The 25,337-nt window shown below is 71.6% G+C and carries 25 protein-coding genes and 3 tRNA genes; 19 read left to right on the forward strand and 9 right to left on the reverse strand.

The genetic code is table 11. The annotated features are described in order from the left end of the window. Together F5972_RS29370 and F5972_RS29375 are read right to left on the reverse strand one after the other, a co-directional pair. The gene (locus F5972_RS29370) at positions 1 to 240 is read right to left on the reverse strand and encodes a mycoredoxin (RefSeq protein WP_150938033.1); all 240 of its coding nucleotides are present in this window, start codon (positions 238 to 240) and stop codon (positions 1 to 3) included. 144 nt (positions 241 to 384) lie between these two features. Continuing rightward, positions 385 to 1,422, reverse strand: a complete 1,038-nt coding sequence (locus F5972_RS29375; protein ID WP_225312005.1) for an alpha/beta hydrolase — start codon at positions 1,420 to 1,422, stop codon at positions 385 to 387. Positions 1,423 to 1,508: 86 nt separating this feature from the next. On the opposite strand from F5972_RS29375, the gene F5972_RS29380 reads away from it, so the two are divergent. The 5 genes from F5972_RS29380 to F5972_RS37530 all read left to right on the forward strand — a co-directional run bounded on the left by F5972_RS29380 (position 1,509) and on the right by F5972_RS37530 (position 5,584). Continuing rightward, positions 1,509 to 3,605 (forward strand): ATP-dependent DNA helicase UvrD2, encoded by a 2,097-nt coding sequence (locus F5972_RS29380; RefSeq protein ID WP_150938126.1) that lies wholly within the window; start codon positions 1,509 to 1,511, stop codon positions 3,603 to 3,605. A gap of 27 nt (positions 3,606 to 3,632) precedes the next feature. After that, entirely contained in the window at positions 3,633 to 4,529 is an 897-nt protein-coding gene (locus F5972_RS29385; protein WP_150938035.1) for an acyl-CoA thioesterase, read from the forward strand. A 141-nt stretch (positions 4,530 to 4,670) separates the two neighbouring features. Continuing rightward, the gene (locus F5972_RS29390; protein ID WP_150938037.1) at positions 4,671 to 4,979 is read left to right on the forward strand and encodes a hypothetical protein; all 309 of its coding nucleotides are present in this window, start codon (positions 4,671 to 4,673) and stop codon (positions 4,977 to 4,979) included. Positions 4,980 to 5,100: 121 nt separating this feature from the next. Beyond that, positions 5,101 to 5,364, forward strand: coding sequence for a WhiB family transcriptional regulator (locus tag F5972_RS29395; RefSeq protein ID WP_111697892.1), 264 nt, complete (start codon positions 5,101 to 5,103; stop codon positions 5,362 to 5,364). A gap of 52 nt (positions 5,365 to 5,416) precedes the next feature. Beyond that, entirely contained in the window at positions 5,417 to 5,584 is a 168-nt protein-coding gene (locus F5972_RS37530) for a hypothetical protein (protein WP_191910369.1), read from the forward strand. 552 nt (positions 5,585 to 6,136) lie between these two features. Here F5972_RS37530 and F5972_RS29400 read toward each other — a convergent pair. From F5972_RS29400 to F5972_RS29410, 3 genes are all read right to left on the reverse strand, one after another. Continuing rightward, positions 6,137 to 6,370: a hypothetical protein gene (locus F5972_RS29400; protein WP_150938039.1), complete on the reverse strand. Its 234-nt coding sequence runs from the start codon at positions 6,368 to 6,370 to the stop codon at positions 6,137 to 6,139. Between the two features lie 327 nt (positions 6,371 to 6,697). Continuing rightward, entirely contained in the window at positions 6,698 to 8,041 is a 1,344-nt protein-coding gene (locus tag F5972_RS29405) for an ABC1 kinase family protein (RefSeq protein WP_150938041.1), read from the reverse strand. Between the two features lie 119 nt (positions 8,042 to 8,160). Further along, entirely contained in the window at positions 8,161 to 9,243 is a 1,083-nt protein-coding gene (locus tag F5972_RS29410; RefSeq protein ID WP_225312006.1) for a ThiF family adenylyltransferase, read from the reverse strand. Between the two features lie 200 nt (positions 9,244 to 9,443). On the opposite strand from F5972_RS29410, the gene F5972_RS29415 reads away from it, so the two are divergent. After that, positions 9,444 to 9,959 carry a M48 metallopeptidase family protein gene (locus F5972_RS29415; RefSeq protein WP_150938043.1) on the forward strand — a complete coding sequence of 172 codons (516 nt, stop codon included), beginning with the start codon at positions 9,444 to 9,446 and terminating at the stop codon, positions 9,957 to 9,959. After that, on the forward strand, positions 9,953 to 10,555 hold the full coding sequence (locus F5972_RS29420; RefSeq protein ID WP_225312007.1) for a glycosyltransferase family protein: 603 nt from the start codon (positions 9,953 to 9,955) through the stop codon (positions 10,553 to 10,555). Before F5972_RS29415 ends, F5972_RS29420 begins: the two co-directional genes overlap by 7 nt. 21 nt (positions 10,556 to 10,576) lie before the next feature. On the opposite strand, the gene F5972_RS29425 is transcribed toward F5972_RS29420, so the two are convergent. The 3 genes from F5972_RS29425 to F5972_RS29435 all read right to left on the reverse strand — a co-directional run bounded on the left by F5972_RS29425 (position 10,577) and on the right by F5972_RS29435 (position 13,493). After that, positions 10,577 to 11,575 carry an endonuclease/exonuclease/phosphatase family protein gene (locus F5972_RS29425; RefSeq protein ID WP_150938044.1) on the reverse strand — a complete coding sequence of 333 codons (999 nt, stop codon included), beginning with the start codon at positions 11,573 to 11,575 and terminating at the stop codon, positions 10,577 to 10,579. A 70-nt stretch (positions 11,576 to 11,645) separates the two neighbouring features. Next, a complete protein-coding gene (locus F5972_RS29430) occupies positions 11,646 to 12,188 on the reverse strand; it encodes an NUDIX hydrolase (RefSeq protein WP_150938046.1) in 543 nt (180 codons plus the stop codon). Between the two features lie 30 nt (positions 12,189 to 12,218). Further along, positions 12,219 to 13,493 (reverse strand): zinc-dependent metalloprotease, encoded by a 1,275-nt coding sequence (locus F5972_RS29435; RefSeq protein ID WP_404803085.1) that lies wholly within the window; start codon positions 13,491 to 13,493, stop codon positions 12,219 to 12,221. Between the two features lie 82 nt (positions 13,494 to 13,575). Here F5972_RS29435 and F5972_RS29440 point away from each other — a divergent pair, with 82 nt between their 5' ends. The 9 genes from F5972_RS29440 (at position 13,576) to F5972_RS37535 (ending at position 21,780) form a co-directional block, all read left to right on the forward strand. Continuing rightward, a complete protein-coding gene (locus F5972_RS29440; RefSeq protein ID WP_225312008.1) occupies positions 13,576 to 14,646 on the forward strand; it encodes an NAD-dependent epimerase/dehydratase family protein in 1,071 nt (356 codons plus the stop codon). A gap of 72 nt (positions 14,647 to 14,718) precedes the next feature. Continuing rightward, complete coding sequence (locus tag F5972_RS29445) at positions 14,719 to 15,147, forward strand: molybdenum cofactor biosynthesis protein MoaE (protein WP_150938051.1); 429 nt, start codon at positions 14,719 to 14,721, stop codon at positions 15,145 to 15,147. Between the two features lie 28 nt (positions 15,148 to 15,175). Further along, entirely contained in the window at positions 15,176 to 16,228 is a 1,053-nt protein-coding gene (locus F5972_RS29450) for a YlbL family protein (RefSeq protein WP_150938053.1), read from the forward strand. 251 nt (positions 16,229 to 16,479) lie between these two features. Further along, positions 16,480 to 19,470, forward strand: coding sequence for a UPF0182 family membrane protein (locus F5972_RS29455; RefSeq protein ID WP_225312009.1), 2,991 nt, complete (start codon positions 16,480 to 16,482; stop codon positions 19,468 to 19,470). Positions 19,471 to 19,553: 83 nt separating this feature from the next. Further along, positions 19,554 to 19,627, forward strand: a tRNA-Met gene (locus F5972_RS29460). Positions 19,628 to 19,861: 234 nt separating this feature from the next. Beyond that, the gene (locus F5972_RS29465) at positions 19,862 to 20,788 is read left to right on the forward strand and encodes an alpha/beta hydrolase (protein WP_449843639.1); all 927 of its coding nucleotides are present in this window, start codon (positions 19,862 to 19,864) and stop codon (positions 20,786 to 20,788) included. 412 nt (positions 20,789 to 21,200) lie between these two features. Beyond that, positions 21,201 to 21,392 (forward strand): GNAT family N-acetyltransferase, encoded by a 192-nt coding sequence (locus F5972_RS38460; RefSeq protein WP_225312010.1) that lies wholly within the window; start codon positions 21,201 to 21,203, stop codon positions 21,390 to 21,392. A gap of 104 nt (positions 21,393 to 21,496) precedes the next feature. Further along, positions 21,497 to 21,573 (forward strand) — tRNA-Met (locus F5972_RS29475). 66 nt (positions 21,574 to 21,639) lie between these two features. After that, complete coding sequence (locus F5972_RS37535) at positions 21,640 to 21,780, forward strand: hypothetical protein (protein WP_191910366.1); 141 nt, start codon at positions 21,640 to 21,642, stop codon at positions 21,778 to 21,780. Here the strand turns inward: F5972_RS37535 and F5972_RS29480 are convergent. Next, on the reverse strand, positions 21,770 to 22,732 hold the full coding sequence (locus F5972_RS29480) for a GlxA family transcriptional regulator (protein WP_150938059.1): 963 nt from the start codon (positions 22,730 to 22,732) through the stop codon (positions 21,770 to 21,772). The two genes, F5972_RS37535 and F5972_RS29480, sit on opposite strands and share 11 nt — an antisense overlap. A gap of 153 nt (positions 22,733 to 22,885) precedes the next feature. Here F5972_RS29480 and F5972_RS29485 point away from each other — a divergent pair, with 153 nt between their 5' ends. The 3 genes from F5972_RS29485 (at position 22,886) to F5972_RS29495 (ending at position 25,236) form a co-directional block, all read left to right on the forward strand. After that, positions 22,886 to 23,848 (forward strand): proline dehydrogenase family protein, encoded by a 963-nt coding sequence (locus F5972_RS29485; RefSeq protein ID WP_150938061.1) that lies wholly within the window; start codon positions 22,886 to 22,888, stop codon positions 23,846 to 23,848. Between the two features lie 66 nt (positions 23,849 to 23,914). Next, positions 23,915 to 23,991, forward strand: a tRNA-Met gene (locus F5972_RS29490). A 177-nt stretch (positions 23,992 to 24,168) separates the two neighbouring features. Next, positions 24,169 to 25,236 (forward strand): DUF917 domain-containing protein, encoded by a 1,068-nt coding sequence (locus F5972_RS29495; protein ID WP_150938063.1) that lies wholly within the window; start codon positions 24,169 to 24,171, stop codon positions 25,234 to 25,236. The last annotated feature ends 101 nt before the right edge of the window (positions 25,237 to 25,337 follow it).

Consider the following 25,337-nt stretch of genomic DNA (forward strand, 5'->3'; position numbering starts at 1 on the left):
TCAGCAGGCGCCCTGGAGGTGCCGCTTGACCTCGGCGACCGAGGGGTTCGTCATGGTGTGGCAGTCGGTGACCACGGTCGGCACGACCTGGTTGCCGTTGTTCACGCTCATGACGAACTCGGCGGCGTCCGGGTGGCGCTCGATGTCGACCTCGCTGTAGGCGATGCCCTCGCGCGTGAGCTGGCTCTTCAGCCGCTTGCAGGGGCCGCACCAGCTCGTGGTGTAAACCGTGAGCGCCATCTTCGTCCCTTTCCTGGGCCACTTCATGGGGCAACGCGTTGCTTGGGCAGTCATGGCAACATCGCGGACGCGCCGGCTGTTCCCCGGCTGTTCTCGGCGGCGCGATCCGGTCAATCGGTCAGGGGAGGCGGTCGGGTCGGGCGTTCAGCGGGCGGGCTGCGCCAGGCGGGCGGCGATCCACGCCCGCACGGTCTCGGCGACCCCGGGCTCCCGGTAGAGCGGCGCGCTGTGGAAGGTGCCGGCCATCGTCTTGACGGTCATCGGGACTCCGACGTTCTCCAGCGACTCCCTGAGCACCTCGCTCTGGTACGGCGGAACGAACTCGTCGGCCGAGTGGACCGCGAGCATCGGCGCGTCATGGGGGGTGGCGTGGAACGGCACCTCCATGCTCGACCAGACCCGCGGGCACCGGGCCGGGGAGCAGCCCCCGGCCAGCCGCACCGCCGCCCGGCGCAGCTTGCGCTGCTCGTACGTGCCGAACGCGGTGCCGTCCTCGTACGCCGAGAGCGGCGAGACGGGCGGCGAGATCCCGACGACCCCGCGCAGGCCCGGCCGGCCGTCGCCGTAGGTGCCGACGGCGGCGGCGAGGTGACCGCCGGCGGAGAACCCGAGGAGCACGTAGCGCCCGGGATCGGTGTTGAAGAGGGCCGGGTGCCTGCGCACGGCGGCGACGGCGGACAGGACGTCGGTGCGCTGGGCCGGCCACGGCGCGTCGCCCGACAGCCGGTAGTCGAGGTTGACGACGGTGTAACCCTGCTGGACGTAGTAGCGGGTGACCGACGTCATGTACTTCTTGTCGCCCCCCGACCACCAGCCGCCGTGGACGACGAACACGGCGGGACGCCGCGGGCCGGTGGGATGCCACCACACGTCCATGATCTGGCGGGGGTGCGGGCCGTACGAGTAGGTGTGCATCCTCGCGCCGGCGGGCGGGGTCGGAGACGCCGAAGGCGAGGCGGTGGCGGACGGTGTGGGCGGCGTGGCCGACCCGGACGGCGTCGCCGACGCCGACGACACGGGGGAGGCGGACGGAACCGGAGTGGCCGACGGCTGCGGCGCGGGGTTGCCGGCGGGGGCCACAGCGGCGGCCGAGGTGGCGGCCCGCGCGCCGGGTGAGGTGAGCATCAGCGTGGCGAGGGCGGCGGCGCCCATGCCCATGGCAGTTCGGACCGCGGTTCCCACGGCGTCATCCTCCCCGATGTCGCGTCGCTGTCGCGTCGTGCCCCGACCGGTCCATGGGACACGCTCGGTCTGCTGCTGCAAGGATGATGCCAGTAACAACGTCCGCCACGCATGTTGGGAGCCGCTCCTTGGACGTCCTCGACGGTCTGGATCCCGAGCAGCGCGAGGTCGCCCAGGCGGTGCGCGGACCGGTCTGCGTGCTCGCGGGCGCGGGCACCGGCAAGACCCGCGCCATCACCCACCGCATCGCGTACGCCGTGCAGACGGGGGTCGTCGAGCCGCAGGGGGTCCTCGCCGTCACCTTCACGACCCGTGCGGCGGCCGAGCTGAAGCAGCGGCTGCGCCGGCTCGGCGCGCCGGGGGTGCAGGCCCGCACGTTCCACGCGGCGGCGCTGCGCCAGCTCAGCTACTTCTGGCCCCGGGTGATCGGCGGCGACCCGCCGCAGGTGGTCGAGTCGAAGCTGCCGCTGCTGATCGAGGCGGCCCGGCGGCTGCGCAGGAACCCCGAGCGCGGCGAGTTGCGCGACGTCGCCAGCGAGATCGAGTGGGCGAAGGTCACCCAGGTCGGCCCGGAGGACTACCCGGCCGCCGCCGTCAAGGCGCGGCGCACCCCGCCGATCGCCCCCGAGGAGGTCGCGCGGCTGTACGAGGGGTACGAGAGCCTGCGCCGCCAGCGGAACCTGATCGACTTCGAGACGATCCTGGAGCTCACCGCGGCCGTGATGACCGAGCACCGGGAGGTCGCGGCGCAGATCCGCCAGCAGTACCGCTACTTCGTGGTCGACGAGTTCCAGGACGTCAACCCGCTGCAGAAGCTGCTCCTCGACACGTGGCTCGGCGGGCGCGACGACCTGTGCGTGGTGGGCGACCCCAACCAGACGATCTACTCGTTCACCGGCGCGACGCCCCACTACCTGACGAACTTCGCCGTCGAGCATCCCTCGGCGGCCGTGATCCGGCTGGTGCGCGACTACCGGTCGACGCCGCAGGTGGTCACGCTGGCCAACCGGGTCATGGCCCGCTCGCCGCACCGGCTGGAACTGGTCGCCCAGCGGCCGGACGGTCCCGAACCGGTCTTCACCGAGTACGACGACGAGCAGGCCGAGGCCCTCGGCGTCGCGCTCACCGTCAAGAAGCTGATGGCCGACGGCGTGCCGACCCGCGAGATCGCGGTGCTGTTCCGGATCAACGCCCAGTCGGAGGCGTACGAGCAGGCGTTCAGCGACTCCGGCGTGCCCTACCTGCTGCGCGGGGCGGATCGGTTCTTCGAGCGCCCCGAGGTGCGCCAGGCCGTGGTGCTGCTGCGCGGCGCAGCCCGCTCGGCCGGTGACGAGCCGCTGGCGCCCGCCGTGCACGCGATCCTCTCGGGCATCGGGCTGACCGCGGAAGCACCCGGAGGGGGCAAGGCGAGGGAGAAGTGGGAGTCGCTCAAGGCCCTCGCCGACCTCGCCGAGGACATGGCGGCCGAGGGCGCCGACCTGCCCCGCTTCGTCGGCGAACTGGAGCGCCGGGCGGCCGAGCAGCACGCGCCGCCGGTCGAGGGCGTGACGCTCGCCTCGCTGCACGCGGCCAAGGGCCTGGAGTGGGACGCGGTCTTCCTCGTCGGGCTCACCGACGGCATGGTCCCGATCGTCTACGCGGAGACGCCGGACCAGATCGAGGAGGAGCGGCGGCTGCTCTACGTCGGCGTCACCCGGGCCCGCGAGCACCTGCACCTGTCGTGGGCGCTCGCGCGGTCGCCCGGCGGGCGGCGCGCCCGCAAGCCGTCCCGGTTCCTCGACGGCCTCTCCCCGCGCACGGCGAGCGTGAGCCGGGCCGAGCGGCCCGCTGGCGGCGGGAGGGGCAGGCGCGCCGCGGCGGCGCCGCTGCACTGCCGGATCTGCGGCAAGACGCTGTCCGTCGCAGCCGAGCAGAAGCTGGGCCGGTGTGCCACCTGCCCGGCCGACTACGACGAGGCGTTGCTCGAACGGCTCAAGGCGTGGCGCACGGCGGCGGCGAAGGAGGCCAAGGTCCCGGCGTACGTCGTCTTCACGGACGTCACCCTGCAGGCCATCGCGGAGCGGGTGCCCACCGCCGAGGAGGACCTGCTCGCGATCGCGGGAATCGGGCGCGTCAAACTTGACCGGTACGGTGACGCGGTCCTGGGGCTGTGCCGCGGCGACGATAGTGTTACCGACGAGTAATTCCCCCGCCCGCGCTGGAGGCCTCCCGTGAACTCGGCCCTGAAGGAGCTGCTCGACCTGCTCGACCTGGAGCAGATCGAGCTCGACATCTTCCGGGGGCGCAGCCCGGAGGAGCGGTTCCAGCGGGTCTTCGGCGGCCAGGTGGCGGCGCAGGCGCTGGTGGCGGCCGGGCGCACGGTGCCGGGCGACCGCATGGTGCACTCGCTGCACGCCTACTTCATCCGGCCGGGCGACCCCGCCGTGCCGATCGTCTACAACGTGGATCGGGTGCGGGACGGCCGGTCGTTCACCACCCGGCGCATCACGGCCATCCAGCACGGCAAGGCGATCTTCTCGATGTCGGCGTCGTTCCACATCGAGGAGCAGGGCGTGAGCCACCAGGCGGCTCAGATGCCGGAGGCGCCGGCCCCCGAGACGCTGCCGACCTTCCAGGAGCGGATGCGCGACGTCTTCGGCGACGAGCCGGGGTGGCGCGACCTCCTGTCGAAGCCGCGCCCGGTCGACGCCCGCTATGTCAATGCGCTGCCCTGGGAGGCGGCCAAGGACCCGAGCCTGGTCACCCCGGAGAACCGCGTGTGGTTCCGGTACGACGCCGACCTGCCCGACGACCCGCTGCTGCACATCGTGCTCGCGGCGTACGCCAGCGACTTCACGCTGGTGGACACCGTGCTGCTGGCGCACGGGCTCGCCTGGGGGTCCTCCGCCGTGTCGGGCGCGTCGCTGGACCACGCCATGTGGTTCCACCGGCCCTTCCGGGCCGACGACTGGCTGCTGTACGCCCAGGAGTCGCCCTGGTCCGGTGCGGCGCGCGGGCTCGCCCGCGGGCAGATGTTCACCCCCTCGGGGGAACTCGTCGTCTCCGTGGTCCAGGAGTGCCTGATCCGGGTGTCTCCGGAGCCACATCCTCGTGTCACGAAGTCGTGAAAATCGCAGGTAGAAAATAGGTTGCCCGGTCTGCTGCGGCGGTTTAGGGTCTTGGACAAGTCAGCCGGACGCTTCTGCCCGGCGAGAACGCACAGCGAACAGTAGAGCGCACAGGAATCGGAGGTGAGTCCAGTGAGGAACATGACGACGTCCCGCGTGCTGTGGCTCGTCTCCGGGCGCCCGGCCGCCGTTGTCGCGTCGACTGCCACGCCGGCTGGAACGCCGGTGAAACTGCGGCGTGACGAGGCCGTCGCCGCCCTGGCTCCGGTGAGCGGAGTCGCGGGCTCGGCCGCCTTCGGCGCGTTCGCCGGCCGTACCGGCCACAGCACCCCCACCCACCTTCCGGTGTATGTGAACCGGCCGATGGGTGATGAGCAGATCCGCGCCGCCGCTCGCGGCGGCGCCGCCCAGGGTCCGCACCACGCCTGGAGAGAACCAGTCATACCCTGACCGGTCTCCCTCTCCGGGCCGCGGATCCGCACCAGGATCCGCGGCCTTCTTGTTTGTCGGCCACGAATCCACACCCCGTAACGAGGACACCAGACCAGAAACACTCGAAGAGGTGACGCAGATGGCGGCCCCGGTCATGGACCTGATCGAAGCCGAAATCCCCTGCCGTACCGAGCCCGACCTGTGGTTCGCCGAGTCCCCCGAGGACGTGGAGTTCGCCAAGGCGCTCTGCGGCGGCTGCCCGATCCAGAAGGCCTGCCTGGCCCGCGCGCTGGAGCGCGAGGAGCCGTGGGGCGTCTGGGGCGGGGAGCTCATCCTGCGGGGGGTCGTCGTACCCCGCAAGCGTCCCCGTGGGCGCCCGCGCAAGACCCCTGTCGCCGCCTGAACCGCACGGCATCCACTCCGGAAGGAAACCGACCGAAATGAACATCGCCCCCATGACGACCATGTATCTGCATCAAGAACTGGTAGACGAGCGAATACGCACCCTGCACCGCGAGGCGGAGCAGGAGCGGCTCGCCGGCCGGGTCAGGAGCGTCGAGAAGGCGCGCCGGGAGGTCGAGCGCGCGTCCCGCAGACTGAGGTCCGCGCTGGCGCGCGTCTGACGCCCGGATAAGAGTGACCAGACCAGACTGACCAGATCAGAGTGAACAGAGAAGGCCCGGGCCAGGGTGAACGGCCCGGGCCTTCGCCCATATCGGGCATCTAACCCTGCCTGTCGCAAAGATTGAGTCATCGGTCGCGCAGCAGAGCGCCTGCCGCGGGAGGTGCTCCGGGCCGCGGGGTATGAGCCGGTCGGCCCTTCACGACACCGGGCGGAAGCGACGGCGGGTGGCAGGTGATGGCGGACGAATGGCGGGGCGAGCGGCGGACGGGATGCGGATGAGCGACAGGGCAAGACGTTTCCGCGGCCCGATCACCGGACCATGGCAGCCGCCCACCACCCCGATCGCCGGCCCAAGCACCGGCCCGCCCGCCCGCCCAATCACTAGCCCGAGTACCGGCCCTAGCGCCGGCTCGATCGCCGGGGGCCTGATCGCCGCCGGCCTGATCGTCGTCAGCCTGCCGCTTCTCTCCGTGCCGACGGCCGGCGCCGCGCAGGTCCCTCCGAGCCTGCGGTCAGCTCGCCACGCTCATGCCCGCGCTCACAGCAATGATCACGGCGGTGGGCACGGACGCGGGGCGACGCAGAGCACCGGCGGCACCGGCACCTCGAACTCGCCCAGCATCGGCAGCCCCGCACGGCAGGTCGCGACCGGACGGCGCAACGTGAACGCTCCGGCGGCCAACAGCGCCGTCACGTTCGCCGGCATCCAGCAGGTGTCGAGCGTCAGCGTCTTCACCAACACCGTCAACGGCAACTGCAGGCGGGGCATCAAACGCTGCGTCATCAACCAGACCCTGCGGGCCGTCGAGGGTCGCGGCGGCCACGCCCACGCAGGCTAGGTCGCTGTCCGCCGACGTTTCGCGGGGCTGGAGGGAGCGGAGCGGAAGGGAGCGAGGACCGCAGGCGAAGGCCCAGCGAAGCGGGCTTCGCGAGGACCGGAGGTTCCTTCCGGCGCAGTGACCGACTTGGCCAAGGGAGGGCCGGGGGTTTCCGGGGCAGTGACCGACTTGGCCAAGGGAGGGCCGGGGGTTTCCGGGGCAGTGACCGACTTGGCCAAGGGAGGGCCGGGGGTTTCTTCCGGCGCAGTGACCGACTCGGCCAGGACCCTCCGCTAGCCGAGGGCGAGGGGGGCGGTCTCGGGGGCGCCGGGGTCGTCGGCGAAGCCGGGGACCCAGCGGACGACCTCGTCCCGGAACCTGGCCGTCGCGCCGAGCTGGCAGAGCACGCCGACGCCCGCCGCGTGCACCCGGTGGATCAGCACGTACGACGCGGGGAGGTTGAGCTGGCGGACCACGTTGTTCGGGCGAAGGTCGGCGACGTTCGCCGCCTGCTCGCGCAGCCACTCCCTGCTGAAGCTGAACTCCTCCACGCGGGTGGGCTCGACGTACGGCGCGAGGAACGCCCGCAGGGCGTCGACGTCCACCTCGATGTGCGGGCGGATGAAGCCCTCCGCGCGCAGCCCGCGCACGACGCTGTCCATGTCGCCCTGGTTGAAGATGCGGGTGAGCCGGCCGAAGGCGACGGGATGGCCGCCGGACATCCGGTTGACGGCGCCGAAGTCGAGCACGCCGAGCCGCCCGTCCTCCATCAGCCGGAAGTTCCCGGGGTGCGGGTCGGCGTGCAGCATCCCCACCCGGGCCGGGGAGCAGAACAGGAAGCGGACGAACAGCAGGCCCGCGTGGTTGCGCTCCTCCTGCGTGCCGTCGGTGATGATTTTCGACAGCGGGGTCCCGGTCATCCACTCGGTGACCAGCACCTGCTCGTTGGCGGCGATGACCGCCGGGACGCGGAAGTCGGGGTCGTCGCGGAACTCCTCGGCGAAGGCCTGCTGGGCCTCGGCCTCCTTGAAGTAGTCGAGCTCCTCGGCCACCCGCTCCTTGAGCTCGGCCAGCACCGGTTTGAGGTCCAGGCCCGGCAGCAGCGCGCCGAACAACTTGCCCAGCCGCGAGAGCTGGTTGAAGTCCGAGATCAGGGCCTTGCCCGCGCCGGGATACTGGATCTTCACGGCGACCTCGCGGCCGTCGTGCCACACCGCGCGGTGCACCTGTCCGATGGACGCCGCGGCGCTCGGCCTGTCGTCGAACTCCAGGAAGTTCTCCCGCCAGTCGTCGCCGAGCTGTTCGGTCAGGACCCGGTGCACGACGGAGGCGGGCAGTGGCGGCGCGGCGTCCTGCAGCCGCGTCAGCGTCGCCCGGTACGGCCCGGCGACCTCGGGCGGCAGCGCCGCCTCGAAGATCGACAGGGCCTGGCCGAGCTTCATCGCGCCGCCCTTGAGCTCGCCGAGGACCTTGAAGACCTGGTCGGCCGTGCGGCGCTGGATCTCCTGGGCGACGATCTCCGCGGAGGCGCCGCCGATCCGCCTGCCCAGTCCGAGCGCGGTACGGCCGGCGAACCCGAGGGGGAGCGTCGCGAGCTTTGCCGAGCGGGTCACGGCACCGTGGGGAACGTCACTCACTCAACCATTCTTAGCGATGGCGGGGCCTTTCGACCACAATTCCCTGTTCGTATCCCCCTCCAGGGCCCGGGGACGCCAACGGCGGGCGAGGAATCCGTCAGGTGTGTCATTCGTCACAGTCACGCTCGATCTCCCTCGTGGAGGCCGGCGACGTCCTCGCCGAGGCAGCCGCATCCGGGGTGGGCGTCGAGACGGCGGTGCCGCCAGCGCCAGCCGGGCGACACCTCCGTAAGGCCGCCCGGCACGCTTCCCTCGTCGAGGTAGGCCAGCGCCTGACCGGCCGCCTGCGCCGCGACCAGGCAGGCGAGGGCGACGTCGCAGGCGATCTCACCGGCGGGATAACCCCCGAGCCGGGCGCCCACCACCGGCCAGGACGGGTCCCGGTCGCGGCGGGCGAGGTCGAGGCACCGCAGGCAGGGCGTGAGCCCCGGGACGACGAACGGACCCGTCGAGCCGTACCCCTCGAAGGCGCAGGCGAGCAGGTGCGGCACACCCGAGGCGACGATCTCGCCGACCAGCGTGGCGCTGAGCGGGGTGGTCGGAGCGAGGATCACGAGGTGGGGGCGCGCGCCGCCGTCCGCCAGGCGGGAGGCGGCCCGGCCGGGCCAGGCGTTGACGCCGGGGGCGATCCGCCGGGCCGCCAGCACCGCGGCGTCCTCCCGGGACATGCCGGTGTCGGACCGGCCGAGACCGCCCGGGACCACGTCGCCCGGCCCGGCCGCGGCGGGATCGACCACGCAGATGTGCCCGACCCCGGCCGCGGCGAGCAGCGTGACCACCTGGGCGCCCACCCGGCCGGCGCCGTACACGCGGACCCGGGCCGCCCGTCTCGCGGCCAGGCCGCTCACGCCGCCGTCGGAGCAGGTCAGCGACAACCTGTCCAGGTCGGGGCGGAGCCGGTCGCGCTCGGCCGGCGGCAGGTCGGCGAGCGGGCCGGGCCGGGCCGCGGCGTCCTCGATGAGGCCGTGCGCGGTGAGCCGGGCGACCACCTCGTGGGCGGACGCCTCGTCCAGCCCGCTGCCGGCCACCGCCTGCCCGAGCGTGCGGGTGCCGTCGAGCCCGTCGATCAGGCGGCGGACCGGTGGTTCGACACCGGTCAGGACGACGGCCCGCAGCGGGTGGACGCCGAACTGCAGCGTGCCGCCGTCCCGCTCCACTCTGCGCAGCACGGGCTTGAGGCGTGGTCGAATGGTCTGTCCCATAGTCGCCAGACCTTGGCACAGCCGGGCGCGGCCCGGCGCCGGAACCGCCGGGGCTGTGGATAATTACCGGGGTGATCGTGGTTGGTGAACATCCGCAACCCCGTAACTTCCACGCCCGCAAGGTAACGTTCGCCCGATTGACCAGGGAGAACGTGTACCACCCCCTGTGGAAATCGGCGTCTGTCGGCTACCTTTCATATGTGCCCCCCGAGACAGTCGAGGTTCGTCGGAGCGCACGACGGCGGCGAACCGTTTCCGCGTACCGCGATGGCGACAAGACCATCGTGCTGCTTCCGGCCGGTCTGAGCACGACCGACGAGGAGCAGTGGGTACGCCGCATGCTCGACCGGCTTGCGGCCAAGGAGCAGCGAAGACGTCCGAGCGACGACGACCTCCTCGAACGGGCGAGCGAGCTGTCCGCGCGCTACCTGGACGGCAAGGCCGTCCCGGAGAGTGTGCGGTGGGTGGAGAACCAGCTCCACCGGTGGGGTTCGTGCACGCCCGACCACGGCACGATCAGGCTCTCGGTGCGGCTGCGGGGCATGCCGGCCTGGGTCGTCGACTACGTCATCATGCACGAGCTCGTCCATCTGCTCGTGCCGAGCCACGGACCGCGCTTCTGGGCGCTGGTCGAGCGCTACCCTCGCGCGGAACGTGCCAGGGGGTTCCTCGAGGGTTTCTCGATGGCGGCCAACGGTTCGACGGAGGAATGTTGACCCGCGTGGTCGCGGTGCTGGTCACTCCCGGCATGGCCGGCGCGGCTCCGCCCGGCGTCGACCCGGCCGAGTTCCTGACGGCGATGGCCGAGGACACCTACGAGATGGTCGCCGGGCTCGAACTCGTGCGGCCGGTGATCCTGTCGGCCGGAGTGCCGGGGCTCGCCGAGATCGCCTGGCCGGGCACGCCGGTCCTGCCGATCGGCTCGCCCACCGGCGCCTTCGCGGCACTGGCCGCGCTGAACGAAGCGGGGGCGGAGACGGCGGACGAGGCGGTCGTCGTCAGCGGTGACGCCCCCGACCTGCCGCCGCTGCTGATCGGCAAGCTGTTCCGCGAGCTGGGCCGGGCGAATCTCGCCGTCTGCCCGGCCGAGGGCGGCGGAGCCGTGGCCGTCGCTGCCCGCCTGCCGGTTCCCGGCTGGGCCGCGCCCGACCTCGACGAGCCGGACGTCGTCGCGGCGATGCGCCGCCGGGCGCCGGGGCCGCGCATGGTCGCCACGGGTCCCGGCTGGCACCGCCTGCGGAAGCCGGAGGACGTGGCCCGCCTCGACCCCGGCCTCGAAGGCTGGGACAACACCCGCGCCCTGCTCATGTGACCTTCACGACGGCCGGCGCCGTCACAGGCGTCCGGGGAGGCGGATCTCGGCGAAGAACGCGCGGTGGTCGCTCTCCGGCACGGTGTGGACGCCGGCGTCCACCGCCGCCGCCCTCCGGTCGTACAGCACGTGGTCGATCGTGATCAGCGCCGGGAACCGCCTGTTCGCGGGCCAGGTGGCCGCCAGGCCGTGCCCTGTCGCGCCGGCCGCGTCCGCGTACCCGCGTGCGAGGACCGCGCGCAGCGCCGCGTGGTCGAGGCTGGCGTTGAAGTCACCGGCCAGCACGCGTACGACGCCGGGGGAGGCGGACGGCAGCGCCGCCAGGTCGGCGGCCCACAGGGCCACGTCGTGCTCGACCGGCGAGAGGGTGTGCACGTCGACGATCTCGACGGGCGGCCCGGAGGGCAGGGCGATCCGGGCCCGCGGCATGCGATGGCTGCCCTCGGGCGCGAAGTCCGGCAGCCTGGTCAGCGGGTGACGCGAGTAGAGGCCGCTGCCGGACGCCCCGGGACCGTCCTCCAGATGCCGGTACGGCAGCAGTCTGCCCAGACCGGCCGCGTCGAGGGCCTCGACAGCCTGGGGCGTGAGCTCCTGCGTGCTGAGCACGTCCGGGTCGAGCCTGCGGACCAGGCCGACCACGGCCTCGGCGTCGCCGACCCCGTAGAAGAGGTTGGCGGTGAGGATCCGCAGCGTCGGCCCGGTGGCGGTGGCCGTGGGCGCCGATCCGACCGCCCGGGGCAGGACCACGGCCGCCAGCGCGGCCGTCGTCGCGACCGCGGTCGCGATCACGATCCGGCGGCGGCTGCTCAGCGCGGCCAGGACCGCCACCACCGACGCGGCGGCGACGTACGGCGTGCCGGTCATGATCGAGACTCCCACCCCGGCGGCGTCGAGCCCGGCCAGCCGGGCCACCGCCCACAGGGCGAACGGCGTCACCGTGATCCACGCCAGCGGAGGGGAGACCCGCAGCCTCCGGCGGGGCGGAACGACGATCTCACCGCCCACGTCCACCTTGGTCATGACCCGACCCTAATGAACACCGTCGAAAGCGGGCGTAACGCTGACGTGCGCGAACGGTGCGGAACGGTGGTCAGGCGCGCAGCAGGGCCAGGGAGCGGCGGACCAGCCGCCGGGTGGCCTCGTCGCTCAGCTCCGGGATCTCGTCCACCGGGAACCAGCGCAGGTCGAGCGACTCGTCGCTGATCACCGCCTCGGCCCCCGGCGGCGCGACCGCGCCGTACTCGACGTCCAGGTGCCAGCTGTGCGGCGGGTGGCACCACACCTTGTGCCGGTCGAGGGCGAGCGGGCCGTCCAGCAGTGTCAGCCCGGGGATGCCCGACTCCTCGGTGGCCTCACGCAGGGCGGCCTCCCCGAGCGTCGTGTCTGACACCTCGCAGTGCCCGCCCATCGGCAGCCACATCCCGGCCTTGGCGTGCAGGGTCAGCAGCACCCGCGCGCCGTCGTGGGAGAGGACGGCGGTGGTCGCCGTCAGGTGCCCCGGCACGCACTCGCGCCACATCGCGTCCTCGTGGGCGTCCAGGTGCGCGAGGAAGTCCACACGGAGCCGTTCCTCTTCCGGAGTGGGGGCCGTCCATCCGGTCAGCACGGCCTGCGCGTCGCGATTCAGGCTCACCCGGCGCAGCCTACCGGCCGCCGCGGGTATCTATCGGTCGCTCTCCGAGCCAGGACCGGGTTCCCCCGCTTCGCCCGGCTCTTCGAGAGCGGACAGGTCGAACGCGGCGCCGCCCTTCACGAACGGCCCGGGGTTGTCGAGGTCGTCGGCCGTGGGCATCAGGTCGGGGTGCCCCCAGACGGCGTCCCGGCCGTCGACGCCGCGCTCGTCGCCGAGCGCCCTCCAGAGGGCGGCCGCCTCACGCAGCCGCCTGGGCCGCAGTTCCAGGCCCACCAGCGTCGCGAAGGTCCGCTCGGCCGGCCCGCCCGTGGCGCGGCGGCGCCGTACGGTCTCGGCCAGAGCCGCGGCGGACGGGAGCTTGCCCTCGGCGGCGGCGTCCACCACCGTGGCCACCCATCCCTCGACCAGCGCCAGCGCGGTCTCCAGGCGGGCGAGGGCGGCCTTCTGCCGCTCGGTCTCCTCGGGCTTGAGCAGCTCGCCGCCGCCCAGGACCTCCTGGATCCGCTCCGGGTTGCTGATGTCCAGCCCCTGGAGCTTCTCCTCCAGCGCGGAGACATCGACCGTGATGCCCCGGGCGTACTCCTCGACCGTGCCGAGCAGGTGCGCCCGCAGCCACGGCACGTGCTGGAACAGCCGGTGGTGCGCCGCCTCGCGCAGCGCGAGGTAGAGCCGGATCTCGTCCGAGGGCGTCTCCAGGCCCTTGCTGAAGGCGGCCACGCCGCCGGGCAGCAGGGCCGCGGTGTCGGACAGGGGCAGGCCGATGTCGGAGGAGCCGACGACCTCCCGGGCGAGCGAGCCGAGGGCCTGGCCGATCTGCTGGCCGACCATCATGCTGCCCATCTGCTTCAGCATGCCCATCAGCGGCCCGGCCACGGCCTGCGCCTCCGGCGGCAGACCGGCGGCGCCGAGCGTGCCGCCCATCGTCTCCACCATCTGGGCGGCGACCGGATCGCACAGCTGCTTCCACACCGGGACCGTCTTCTCGATCCACTCCGACCGGCTCCAGGCCTGGGGCGCCGTCACGCCGCCGGGCAGCGTGGTCACCTCGTTCAGCCACAGGTCGGCCAGGTTGAGGGCCTCGGCGATCTGCCGCCGCTCGCCCTCCATGACGCTCGGATCACCCTCGGCGACCACGGCGTGCCGTGCGATGTTCTTCGCCATGTCCCAGTTGACGGGCCCGGCCTCCGGCGAGGCCGACAGCATGTCGGCGAACTGCCGCATGGCCGCGGCCATCTGCTCCGGACTGCCGAACATGGCGAACGGATTGTCGTTGGGGTCGTTTTCGCGACCTGGCAGGTCAGTCACCGCGCCACCTCGTGCAGGATGGAGGAGTCCACAACCGCCACGTTAGCCGCCGTGGGGCGGATCAGTGCAAAGTGAGGACCTCGTGCCTACCTCGAAACGCCTGCGTCCCCCCGTCGTCGCGGTCACGGGCGCCGCCTCCGGTCTCGGCCGGGCGTTCCTCGCGAAAGTGGCCTCGTCTGCGGATTTCCGCCGCGTCGTGGCGATCGACGAGCAGCGCGGTGACGTCCAGGACGTCACCTGGCGAGTCCTTGACATTCGTGATCCGCTCTTGGCGAACCGGATCTCCGACGTGGACGTCCTGGTGCATCTCGGCGCGGACGAGTCGCTCGACACCGACGCCGGCGAGCGCCGGCGCTACAACATCCGGGCCGCCCAGACCGTGCTGACGGCCTGCGCGGCGGCGCGGGTGCGCCGGGTCGTGCTGGTCACGAGCGCGATGGTGTACGGCGCCGCCGCCGACAACCCGGTCCCGCTGCCGGAGGACGCCCCGGTCGCGGCGGAGCCCGACACCGGCCTGGTGGGCGACCACCTGGAGATCGAGGCACTCGTACGCCGGTCGCTGCGGTCGCATCCCGGCCTGGAGGTGACCGTGCTGCGGCCCGCCGCCCTGGTGGGCCCGGGCGTCGACACCGTCATCACCCGCCACTTCGAGGCGCCCCGGCTGCTGGTGGTGAAGGGCTGCCTGCCCCGATGGCAGTTCTGCCACGTCGACGACCTGGTGTCGGCGCTGGAGGCCGCCGCGCTCGGCCGGGTCTCCGGGGTGGTGGCGGTCGGCTCCGAGGGCTGGCTGGAGATGGACCAGGTGGAGGAGATCTCGGGCCTGAAACGGTTCGAGCTTCCGGCGGGGGTGACGTTCGGCACCGCGCAACGGCTGCACCGGCTCGGCATCACCCCGACCGCGGCCACCGACCTGCACTACGTCGTCTATCCCTGGGTGGTCGACGGCGTGGCGCTGCGGGAGGCGGGCTGGAAGCCGGCCTGGTCCAACGAGGCGGCCCTGCGCGAACTGCTCGAACTGGTGCAGGGCAGGCACGCGGTCGTCGGACGCCGCCTGTCGGGCAAGGAGGCCACGATCACCGCCGCCGGCGCGACCGTGGCGGTCATCGGCACGGCCGCGATCGTCCGCGCCGCCCGTCGCAAGCGCCGCACCTGACCCCGGTGCGGATCGAGGCGGGTCCTCCGGTCCCGGCCCCCGGTCACGTGAGGATCACGTACTACCCTCGGGATGGTGGACGTCATCCGATTGCTGGGGATCCGCGACACCCCCCTGTCCGTCGACGAGGTGCTGGGCGCCGTCGAGGACCACGCGGCCGGAGGCACGGCGGTCTTCGTCGGGACGGTGCGCGAGCAGGACGGCGGGAGGCCGGTGACGCTCCTGTCGTACTCGGCGCACCCGTCCGCGGAGGAGCACCTGCGCAGGGTCGCGGAGAAGGTGGCCGCCGATCACCAGGTGACGGCGCTGGCGGCGGTCCACCGGGTGGGGGACCTGCGGCTCGGCGAGATCGCCGTGGTCGTGGCCGCCGCCTGCCCGCACCGCGCCGAGGCCTTCGACGCGTGCCGCAGGCTGATCGACGATCTCAAGCACGAGGTGCCCATCTGGAAGCACCAGGTGTTCGCCGACGGCGGCGCCGAATGGGTCGGTGCCTGCGAATAGAGCCGTCCGGAACGCATAGAGTTCGTCCATGTCCCGACGCGCTCTGACCCTGCTGGTCGCGGGTTTCCTCGCGCTCGCGTTCGCGGTGATCGGCGCCATGGTCCCGGTGCCGTACGTCGTGCTGAGCCCCGGGCCGACGGAGAACACGATCGGAGACGTCAAGGGCAAGCCGGTCATCTCGATCTCGGGGCATGAGACGTACCCGACGCAGGGCAGGCTGAGCATGGTCACCGTGGCCTACCAGGGCGGGCCGGGCAACCGCCTCGACCTGGTCACCGCGCTGCGCGGCTGGCTCGACCCCACGGTCGCGGTGGTGCCGGAGGAGTCGCTGTTCCCCAAGACCTCCACGCCGAAGGAGGTGGAGGAGCAGAACACCCAGGAGATGACCACCTCGCAGGAGTCGGCCACCGCCGCCGCGCTGAACGCGCTCAAGATCCCCATCGAGAGGACGGTCAAGGTCGTCTCGACGAACAAGGGGGCGCCCGCCGACGGGAAGCTCAAGCCCGGCGACGAGATCACCGCGGTGGACGGCACCCCGGCGACCGCGCTGGACTCCGTCGCGGGAGCCGTCCGCAAGCACAAACCAGGCGAGCAGGTGACGTTCACCGTCAAGCGTGGGGACTCGGAGACGCAGATCCCCGTGTCCACCATCGCCGGCAAGGACGGCACGACGATCGTGGGCGTCACGATGCAGCCGTCGAGCGGCTACCGGTTCCCGTTCAAGGTCGACATCAGCGTCGGCGACATCGGCGGGCCCAGCGCCGGGCTGATGTTCTCGCTGGGCATCTACGACAAGCTGACCCCGGGGGCGCTCACCGGCGGCATGTCCATCGCCGGCACCGGCACGATCCGGGCCGACGGCAAGGTCGGTCCCATCGGCGGGATCGAGCAGAAGATGGTCGGTGCGCGCCGGGCGGGCGCCACCGTGTTCCTCACCCCCGCGGACAACTGCGCCGACGCCGTCAAGGCCGTGCCCGAGGGGCTGCGCCTGGTGCGGGCCGACACCCTCGAAAGCGCGGTCAAGGCGATCGACGCGCTGCGTGACCACTCGGGCGAGGTGCCCGCCTGCCCCGCCGCCTGACCGTACGGCGGGCTCGCGGGGTGGCTGACCTGCCCCTTCCGCCCCCGGCCCGCGTTCGTTCCGCGTTCGTCCGAGGGCGACGTGGCGCCGCCATAACGATCAGATCCGTTACCGCGCGCACGCTCCCCGCAGTGTAGGTTTCCAAGCACGGACCGTTTGCGCCGCGACAATCTGACACCCATCTGAGTTTCCGACAATCCGAGACAAGGGGTTGAGCGTTGAGCTTCCGGAGCCCCGGAGCCGGACGGGCGGTGCGCTTGCCCCGACGGCCGCGCCTGCTGATACCCGTACTGATCGCCCTGGTGGCGATCGTCGTATTACTGCTCGTCTTCGCGGGGATCTACACCGACTACCTCTGGTACGACTCGGTGCACTTCTCCTCGGTGTTCTCCACGATGCTGCTCACCCAGGTGCTGCTGTTCGTCGTGGGCGCCGCCCTGATGCTGGTCATCGTGGGCGGCAACATGGTGCTCGCGCACCGCACCCGCCCGATGTTCGGCCCGGGGATGTTCGGCGCGCCGCAGGGCGCCGACCGCTACCGGGTGGCCCTCGACCCGCACCGGCGGCTGGTCTTCCTGGTCGGCATGGGCGTCCTCGCCCTGTTCACCGGGTCGTCCACGGCCGGGCAGTGGAAGACCTGGCTCCTGTTCGCCAACGCCACGCCGTTCGGCCAGAAGGACGACCAGTTCGGGCTCGACCTCTCGTTCTTCATGTTCACGTATCCGTTCCTGCGGATGCTGCTGAACTTCCTGTTCACCGCCGTGATCCTGTCGATCATCGCGGCCACCGCCGTGCACTACCTGTACGGCGGCTTCCGCATCTCCTCGCCCGGAGGGGTGCACGCCACCCGGGCCGCCCGGGTCCACCTGTCGGTGCTGCTCGGCGTGTTCGTCCTGCTCAAGGGCGCGGCCTACTTCCTCGACCGGTACAGCCTGGTCTTCTCCGACCGGGGCAAGGTCTTCGGCGCCTCCTACACCGACGTGCACGCCGTGCTCCCGGCCAAGGGGATCCTCGCCGCAATCTCCATCATCTGCGCGCTGATCTTCTTCGCCGGCGTCATCCGCCCCGGTGGGATGTGGCCGGGGGCGGCGTTCGGGCTCCTCGTCCTGTCGGCCGTGCTGATCGGCACCGTCTATCCCTCGCTGGTCGAGCAGTTCCAGGTGCGGCCGAACCAGCAGAGCAAGGAGCAGGCGTACATCCAGCGCAACATCGACGCGACCCGCAAGGCGTACGGCGTCGATACGGCGAAGGTGACGGAATACAGCGCGAAGACCGACACCGACGCCTCCGTGCTGCAGACCGAGGCGTCGGCCATCCCCGGCATGCGCCTGCTCGACCCCAGCCTGCTGTCGCCGACCTTCCAGCAGAAGCAGCAGATCCGCGGCTACTACCAGTTCCCCGAGCAGCTCGACATCGACAGATACTCGGTCGACGGCAAGCTGCGCGACACCGTCGTGGCGGTCCGGGAGATCGGCCTCCCGCCGGAGGGCCAGCGCAACTGGATCAACAGCCACCTCGTCTACACGCACGGCTTCGGGTTCGTCGCCGCGCCGGGCAACAAGGTGGACAGCAGCGGCCTGCCGGTCTTCAGCGAGAAGGACATCCCGCCGGTCGGCGACCTCGGCGACTACGAGCCCCGCGTCTACTTCGGGGAGAACTCGCCCGACTACTCGATCGTCGGCGGCCCCAAGTCGGCCAGGCCGATCGAGCTCGACTATCCCCAGCAGGGACAGCAGGGCGACGACCAGCAGAACAAGACGGGCCAGGTCAACAGCACCTACGAGGGCAAGGGCGGCGTCTCGGTCGGCAACTTCTTCCGCCGCCTCCTCTACGCAGTGAAGTACGGCGAGACCAACCTGCTGCTGAACTCCAACATCAACTCCGAGTCGCGCATCCTCTACAACCGTGAGCCGGTGGACCGCATCCAGCAGGTCGCGCCGTTCCTCACGCTGGACCGCGACCCGTACCCGTCGGTGGTGGACGGCCGCATCGTGTGGATCGTGGACGCGTACACGACCTCCGACTCCTATCCCTACTCCGAGCGCAAGAGCCTGGAGTCGCTGACCACGGACGTCCAGAGCAGCCGGCTCGGGGTGCCGCAGGTGCCCAGGGACGAGGTCAACTACATCCGCAACTCGGTGAAGGCCACCGTGGACGCCTACGACGGCACGGTCACGCTCTACGCCTGGGACGAGAAGGACCCCGTCCTCCAGACCTGGCGGAAGGCCTTCGGTGGCGTCGTCAAGCCGGCCTCGGAGATCAGCCAGGACCTGCGCAACCATCTGCGCTACCCGGCCGACCTGTTCAAGGCCCAGCGGGAGATCCTGACCTCCTACCACGTCACCGACGCCAACGCGTTCTTCGGCGCGCAGGACTTCTGGAAGGTCCCGGAGGACCCGGCGACCCAGAAGAGCAAGCAGCCGCCGTACTACGTGACGATGAAGATGCCGGGCAGCGACACCGAGCGGTTCTCGCTGACGACCACGTTCGTGCCCAACCAGCGGCAGAACATGGCGGCGTTCATGGCGGTCGACGCGACCGCCGCGACGCCGAACCCGCAACTGGAGATCCTGCAGCTACCGAGCACGACCGCGGTGCAGGGACCACCCCAGGCGCAGAACCTGTTCGAGTCGAACCCCACGGTCTCGGAGCGGCTCAACCTGCTGCGCGGCACCGCCGGCGCGACCGACGTGCTGTACGGAAACCTGCTCACGCTGCCGTTCGGCGGCGGCCTGCTCTACGTCGAGCCGGTCTACATCCAGCCGCGTGCGGAGAGCTCGGGCAAGTATCCGACCCTGCGCAAGGTCCTCGTGCTGTTCGGCGAGAAGGTCGGCTTCGGCGACAACCTGAGCGAGGCGTTGCAGCAGGTATTCGGTGGCACCGTGGCCACCCCGCCGGAGCAGACGCCCGAACAGCAGCCCGAACAGCAACCGGACCAGGCCAATCAGCAGCCGGCCAACTCCTCGGCGCTCTCGTCCGCGCTCGACCGGGCGGAGCGGGCGTTCGAGGACTCCCAGAAGGCGCTGTCGGGCACCACGCCCGACTGGAAGGCGTACGGCGACGCGCAGAACGCCCTCAAGAAGGCGCTGGACGACCTGGCCAAGCTCAAGTCGGCGTCGGCGTCGGCGTTGCCGTCGTCGACGGCGACCCCGGCCCCGAGCGGGAGTGCGACACCGAGCGCGAGTGCGAGTTCGAGCGGCAGTCCCACGGCCGCCGCTCCCACCCCGGCGCCGAGCGGTTGAGCCCGTCCGGAGCCCCGCGCCCGTCAGGGCGCGGGGCTCCGGTTTGCCTCCTGGGGCGTGGCGGGATAGTCTCGTAGAGCCGACGCGGGGTGGAGCAGCTCGGTAGCTCGCTGGGCTCATAACCCAGAGGTCGCAGGTTCAAATCCTGTCCCCGCTACTCGAAGTCGAAGGCCCGGTGTCCGGAAACGGACACCGGGCCTTCGCGTTTCGCGGAGCCCATGGGGCTGATCGCCGTAAACGACGCCTTCGATGACCATATGTCCTGATTATCCACATATGCACACTTCGGTTAGCGTATGCGGCGTACCGGAGATTGAGTCGGATGACGCACGCCCTGGCTGGCGCTGTCCTCCTGCTGTGGTCGTCGATCGTGAGAACGAGGAGTATCCCCTTGAGCAGTCCCGTCCTGGAACCCGCGGCGCAGGCGTTCGTGGAGGCCACCGCGAACCCGCCCTATCTGTTCGACCTCGGGCCGGTGGACGGCCGCAAGACGGTGGACGAGGTGCAGAGCCCGGAGATCGAGGTGCCCGGGACCGAGAAGGAGAACCTGGGTGCGGTGACGATCTTCCGGCCCGCCGGCGTCGCCGGGCCGCTTCCGGTCGTCCTCTACATCCACGGCGCGGGCTGGGTGTTCGGCAACGACCACACGCACGACCGCCTCGCCCGCGAACTGGCGCTCGGCGTCGGCGCCGCCGTGGTGTTCGTCAACTACAGCCTCTCGCCCGAGGCGCGTTATCCCGTCGCCACCGACGAGAACTACGCCGCCCTGCGCTGGGTGGTCGAGCACGGCGCCGAGCACGGGCTCGACCCGGCCCGCATCGCCGTCGCCGGCGACTCGGTCGGCGGCAACATGACCGCGTCGCTCACCCTGACGGCGAAGGAACGCGGCGACGTGCGCCTGGCCGGCCAGGTGCTGTTCTACCCGGTCACCGACGCGAGCTTCGACACGGGCTCCTACCACCAGTTCGCCGAGGGCTACTTTCTCCGGCGGGACGCGATGCAGTGGTTCTGGGACCAGTACACGACCAGCGAGGAGCAGCGGGCCGAGATCACCGCGTCTCCGCTGCGGGCCACCACCGAGCAGCTCGCCGGGCTGCCGCCCGCCCTCGTCATCACGGCGGAGGCGGACGTGCTGCGCGACGAGGGCGAGGCCTACGCGGCGAAGCTCCGCGAGGCCGGTGTGCCCGTCACCGCGGTCCGCTATCTCGGCGTCATCCACGACTTCGTCATGCTGAACGCCCTGCGCGGCACCCACGGTGCCGGGGCGGCCATCGCCCAGGCCGTCGCGTTCCTGCGCGGCGTGCTCGCGCAGCCCTGACCGCCTCGCTCTTCGAGTCGAAGGCCCGGTGCCCGGAACGGGCACCGGGCCTTCGCGTTGCCAGGAGCACGCGGGGTTCTCTAGCGTCGTCGTGTGAGTGGAGTGTTGACGATTACCCAAGCCACCCCTGAGGACGGGAGCGTGGTCGGCGAGATCCACGCGGAGTCGTGGCAGGCGGTCTACGCGAAGTTCTTCTCCCCGGAGTTCGCCGCCGAGGCGGTCAGGCACCGGCGCGGCAAATGGCGTGACGTGCTCCTCCAGAATCGCGACACCGTCCTGCTCGGCGCGCTGGACGGCCGGCCGCTCGCCTTCACTTACTTCGGCGCCTCGCCGGGACGGCCGGAGGCCGCGGAGATCTTCGGCTGCTACGCCCATCCGGACGGCTGGGGGAACCGGCGTCGCCAACGCACTGATGGCCGCGACCCTGCGCGGAATCGGCGAGCAGGGCTTCGGACGGGTCCACCTCTGGACGCTCCGGGACACCCCGCAGTCGCGCCGCTTCTACCAGAAGAGCGGCTTCACCGAATCGGGCGCGGTCCGCGGCCACGACTTCGGCGACGGCCACCCCATCGAGCAGGTCGAGTACGAGCTGTCCCTCCCCTGACCCTGCACCCCCGCCCCAACCGACGTGGCACTTCGGGCGGCTAGGTGCGCGGGAAACGATTTGGTGTTCGCTCCGTGGGGGTGGGTAACATAGAGATACAACGACGCGGGGTGGAGCAGTTCGGTAGCTCGCTGGGCTCATAACCCAGAGGTCGCAGGTTCAAATCCTGTCCCCGCTACCACGAGGTGTCGTGAGACATCGAAAACCCCCGGGCCCACCGGTCCGGGGGTTTCTTCATGCCTGGAGTGTGGTTCGTGACGGCCGCTTCTTCTCGGCGCGCGAGGTCGCCGTCGGAGGCGGTGAGCCCCGCCGGCTGCCGCTGGCGGTCGCCGCGAGCGGGCGGCAGGGCATCGAGCCGGCGTCCCGGTTCGCCGCGGTCACCCGCTGATCGCGGACCGGCCGCGGAAGGTGAGCCGGTACGCGTGTGGGGTGGTGCCCAGGCGCCGGGCGAAGTGATGGCGCAGCGTGTCGATCGAGCCGAACCCGGCCCGCTCGGCAATGGTGGCGATCGGTTCGCCGGTGTTCTCGAGATGCCGCTGGGCCAGCAGCACGCGCTGCTCGGTGAGCCACTGGAGCGGTGTGGTGCCGATCTCCTGCCGGAAGCGGCGGGCGAAGGTACGCGGTGACATGTGGGCGTGGCGGGCCATGTCCTCCACCGTCAGGTCCTTGTGGAGGTTGGCCTGGAGCCACACCAGCAGCGATGCCAGCGCCCCCGCGCCGCGTTCGGGTTCCGCGCGCCTGATGTACTGCGTCTGGCCCCCGTCCCGGTACGGCGGCGCCACCATGCGCCGGGCGATGTCGTTGGCGACGGCGCTGCCCTGCTCCTTGCGCACCAGGTGCAGGCAGGTGTCGATTCCGGCGGCGGTGCCCGCGCCGGTGATGACCGGGTCCTCGTCGACGAACAGGACGTCCGGCTCCACCCGGGCCCGCGGGAAGCGGCGGGCGAGTTCCTCGACGTAGCGCCAGTGCGTGGTGCAGCGGCGGCCGTCCAGCAGGCCGGCCTCGCCGAGCAGGAAGGCCCCGGAGCAGATGCTGAGCACCCGGGCGCCGCGCCGTACCGCGGCTCGGAGCGCGTCGAACAGCTCCTCCGGGTGCCGGGCGCGCGGATCGGCGGCCGGGACGCCGATGAGGTCCGCCGATTCCAGCCTCTCCAGCCCGTGCGGGGTCTCGACCCGGAAGCCGTGCCTGGTGCGCACGCTCGTCCCGGTGGGGGAGACGACCGCGAAATCGTACCCGGGCAGGCCGTCGTCGCCGCGGTCGATCCCGAAGACCTCGCAGAACACTCCCAGCTCGAAGGCGTGCCCGCCGTCGAGGGCGAGGACGGCCACATCACGCAGCATCGGGCTTGTCCCTCCGGGAGGATGGCAGGAACTTCAGCCTAGTGGGCATTCCTGCCTCTCTCCTGTACGGGACCGGAGCTGGAAGGGTGGTGCCCACGAGGCCGGCTCGCCGGCCGTACCCGCGACCGCCCTCTTCGGCAGCGAGGCGAACCGATGAACCACACCCTCACCGTCACCGACGAGACGTCCGTGACGGCGGCTCAGGTCCTGCGCGGGCTCGCGCTCGACGAGGACCTCAAGCGGCGGGTCCCGGTGGATCCCGTGCTCGGCCCGCTCGCCCGCAGGGTGGCCCGGCGCTTCGTGGCCGGGGAGAGCCTGGAGGCCGCGCTGGAGCGGGTGACGGAGGTCCTCGCGAGCGGCCACCGGGCGAACCTCGAATACATGGGCGAGAGCTGCCGCGACGCGCGGCGGGCCGTGGCCGAGACCGATGCGTTCGTCGACGCCGCCATGAGGCTCGCGCCGGGATGCTCGGTCTCCCTGGACCTGTCCCACATCGGCCTCGCGGTTGATGAGGATCTCGCCCTCGACAACGCCACCCGCGTCGCCGAGGCCACCGAGGGCGCCGCGCGCGAGCTGATGATCTCGGCGGAGGGCTCCGGACGCACCGACGCCGTCCTGTCGGTGCACCGTCGCCTGTGCGAGCGCTTCACCCACGTGGGAATCACGGTCCAGGCGCGGCTGCGCCGCACGGACGCCGACCTGCGGGCGCTGCTGGACCTGCCCGGCCGGATCCGCCTGGTCAAGGGCGCCTTCCTGGAGCCGGAGAGCGTGGCATACACGCGGGAGGACCCCGCGCTGGCCGCCGCCTACCTGCGGTACGCCGAACTGCTGGCGGACACGGGGCATTCGTGCTCGTTCGCCACGCATGACTGGGAGCTCATCGGCCACATCGACCGTCATCTCGGCGGGACGGGGCACGACGGCGTGCCGTGGGAGTTCGAGACGCTGCTCGGTCTTGGCCGCGACCGTCTCGACACCATGGCGGCGAAGGGGCACCCCACGCGCGAGTACGTCGTCTTCGGCACCGAGTGGTGGCTCTACGTGTGCAACCGGCTGGCGGAGGACCCTCGGCGCCTGCTCCAGGCCCTCGTCGACGCGGCCTCTCCGGAAGCCTGACCCGGCGGGCCGGAGAAACGATTTGGCACCCTCACCGGAAACCGGGTAACGTCGTTAACACAACGACGCGGGGTGGAGCAGTTCGGTAGCTCGCTGGGCTCATAACCCAGAGGTCGCAGGTTCAAATCCTGTCCCCGCTACCACGTTCGAAGGCCCGGTCTCCGGAAACGGAGGCCGGGCCTTCGGCTTTGTATTCGGTGCCGTGGCCGACGTGCGGACGCAGCCGTTTTTCCTGATTTGTCGTGGGGCGACAACAATCTGGTGATAGATGTCGCACTGTGACATTGAGGCGGCACCCCCCGGTGGTGAAGGCTCCCCGCATGCAGGCCCGCATCACACTGGAGGACGTCGCCGCCCTGGCCCGGGGCTGTGCCGTGCTCGGCACCGGCGGCGGCGGTGACGTGCGCCCCGGCGCCATCGCCGCCCGGCGCGCGATCCGCGAGCACGGCGAGGTGCCGCTCGTGTCCCTGGACGATCTGCCCGCCGACGCGCTCGTGCTGCCGCTGTCGGGCATCGGCGCGCCGACCGTCAGCCACGAGATGATCCACGGTGAGGACGAACCCGTACGGATCGCCGAGGAGATCGAGCGGATCTTCGGCCGCCCGCCGGCCGCGGTGATGTCGTCGGAGATCGGCGGCGGCAACGGGGTCGCGCCGGTCGCCTGGGCGGCCAGGCTCGGCCTGCCGCTGCTCGACGCCGACGCCATGGGCCGGGCCTTCCCCGAGGTCCAGATGGTCTCGATGTACGTGGCGGGCATCCCGGCCAACCTCGTGGTCATGGCCGACGTCGCCGGCAACGTCGTGACGATCCGCCCGATCGACGGACTGTGGTCGGAGCGGATCGCCCGGGCCGTCTGCGTGGCGGCGGGGTCGAGCGCGCTGATGGCCGACTACGTGCTGACCGCCCGCGAGTGCGCGGGAGCGGTGATCGAGGGGACGGTGAGCCGGGCGATCGCGGTCGGCCGGGCGACCGAGGGCGCCGCCGACCCGCTCGCCGCCCTCACCGCCGAACTGGGCGCCGTACGGCTGCTCACCGGCAAGCTGGCCGATCTGGACCGCCGGACCACCGGCGGCTTCGCCCGCGGCACGGCGACGGTCGAGGGCACCGGCGACGACCGGGGCAGGACGCTGACCCTGGAGATCCAGAACGAGAACCTCGTCGCCCTGGAGGACGGCCGGGTCCGGGCCATGGTGCCCGACCTGATCACGGTGGTCGACACCCAGACGGCGACGGCGGTGCAGACTGAGGCGCTGCGGTACGGCCAGCGGGTCACCGTGCTCGCCTGGCCCTGCGATCCCCTCTGGCGTACGCCGAAGGGCCTGGAGACGGCGGGCCCGCGCGCCTTCGGCTACGACCTCGACTACCTGCCGGTGGAGAAGATCGCATGAGCGAGCGTAGCGAGCGAATCAGTGAACACAGCGGACTGCGCGAGGTGTTGACCTGCGCGCCTCCGGCACGACCGCACTCCGAGCCGCAAGGCGAGGAGGTG

The organism is Microbispora cellulosiformans, assembly GCF_008728085.1.
In the GTDB taxonomy this organism is placed as follows: Bacteria; Actinomycetota; Actinomycetes; order Streptosporangiales; family Streptosporangiaceae; genus Microbispora; species Microbispora amethystogenes.

What these genes read in the sequence shown, in the direction of transcription:
- F5972_RS29370 (WP_150938033.1), bottom strand. Translation starts at nt 240, where the DNA reads ATGGCGCTCACGGTTTACACCACGAGCTGGTGCGGCCCCTGCAAGCGG.
- F5972_RS29380 (WP_150938126.1), top strand. Translation starts at nt 1,509, where the DNA reads ATGCCAGTAACAACGTCCGCCACGCATGTTGGGAGCCGCTCCTTGGAC.
- F5972_RS29390 (WP_150938037.1), top strand. Translation starts at nt 4,671, where the DNA reads ATGACGACGTCCCGCGTGCTGTGGCTCGTCTCCGGGCGCCCGGCCGCC.
- F5972_RS29395 (WP_111697892.1), top strand. Translation starts at nt 5,101, where the DNA reads ATGGCGGCCCCGGTCATGGACCTGATCGAAGCCGAAATCCCCTGCCGT.
- F5972_RS37530 (WP_191910369.1), top strand. Translation starts at nt 5,417, where the DNA reads ATGACGACCATGTATCTGCATCAAGAACTGGTAGACGAGCGAATACGC.
- F5972_RS29400 (WP_150938039.1), bottom strand. Translation starts at nt 6,370, where the DNA reads ATGACGCAGCGTTTGATGCCCCGCCTGCAGTTGCCGTTGACGGTGTTG.
- F5972_RS29410 (WP_225312006.1), bottom strand. Translation starts at nt 9,243, where the DNA reads ATGGGACAGACCATTCGACCACGCCTCAAGCCCGTGCTGCGCAGAGTG.
- F5972_RS29420 (WP_225312007.1), top strand. Translation starts at nt 9,953, where the DNA reads ATGTTGACCCGCGTGGTCGCGGTGCTGGTCACTCCCGGCATGGCCGGC.
- F5972_RS29425 (WP_150938044.1), bottom strand. Translation starts at nt 11,575, where the DNA reads ATGACCAAGGTGGACGTGGGCGGTGAGATCGTCGTTCCGCCCCGCCGG.
- F5972_RS29445 (WP_150938051.1), top strand. Translation starts at nt 14,719, where the DNA reads ATGGTGGACGTCATCCGATTGCTGGGGATCCGCGACACCCCCCTGTCC.
- F5972_RS29450 (WP_150938053.1), top strand. Translation starts at nt 15,176, where the DNA reads ATGTCCCGACGCGCTCTGACCCTGCTGGTCGCGGGTTTCCTCGCGCTC.
- F5972_RS38460 (WP_225312010.1), top strand. Translation starts at nt 21,201, where the DNA reads ATGGCCGCGACCCTGCGCGGAATCGGCGAGCAGGGCTTCGGACGGGTC.
- F5972_RS29480 (WP_150938059.1), bottom strand. Translation starts at nt 22,732, where the DNA reads ATGCTGCGTGATGTGGCCGTCCTCGCCCTCGACGGCGGGCACGCCTTC.
- F5972_RS29485 (WP_150938061.1), top strand. Translation starts at nt 22,886, where the DNA reads ATGAACCACACCCTCACCGTCACCGACGAGACGTCCGTGACGGCGGCT.
- F5972_RS29495 (WP_150938063.1), top strand. Translation starts at nt 24,169, where the DNA reads ATGCAGGCCCGCATCACACTGGAGGACGTCGCCGCCCTGGCCCGGGGC.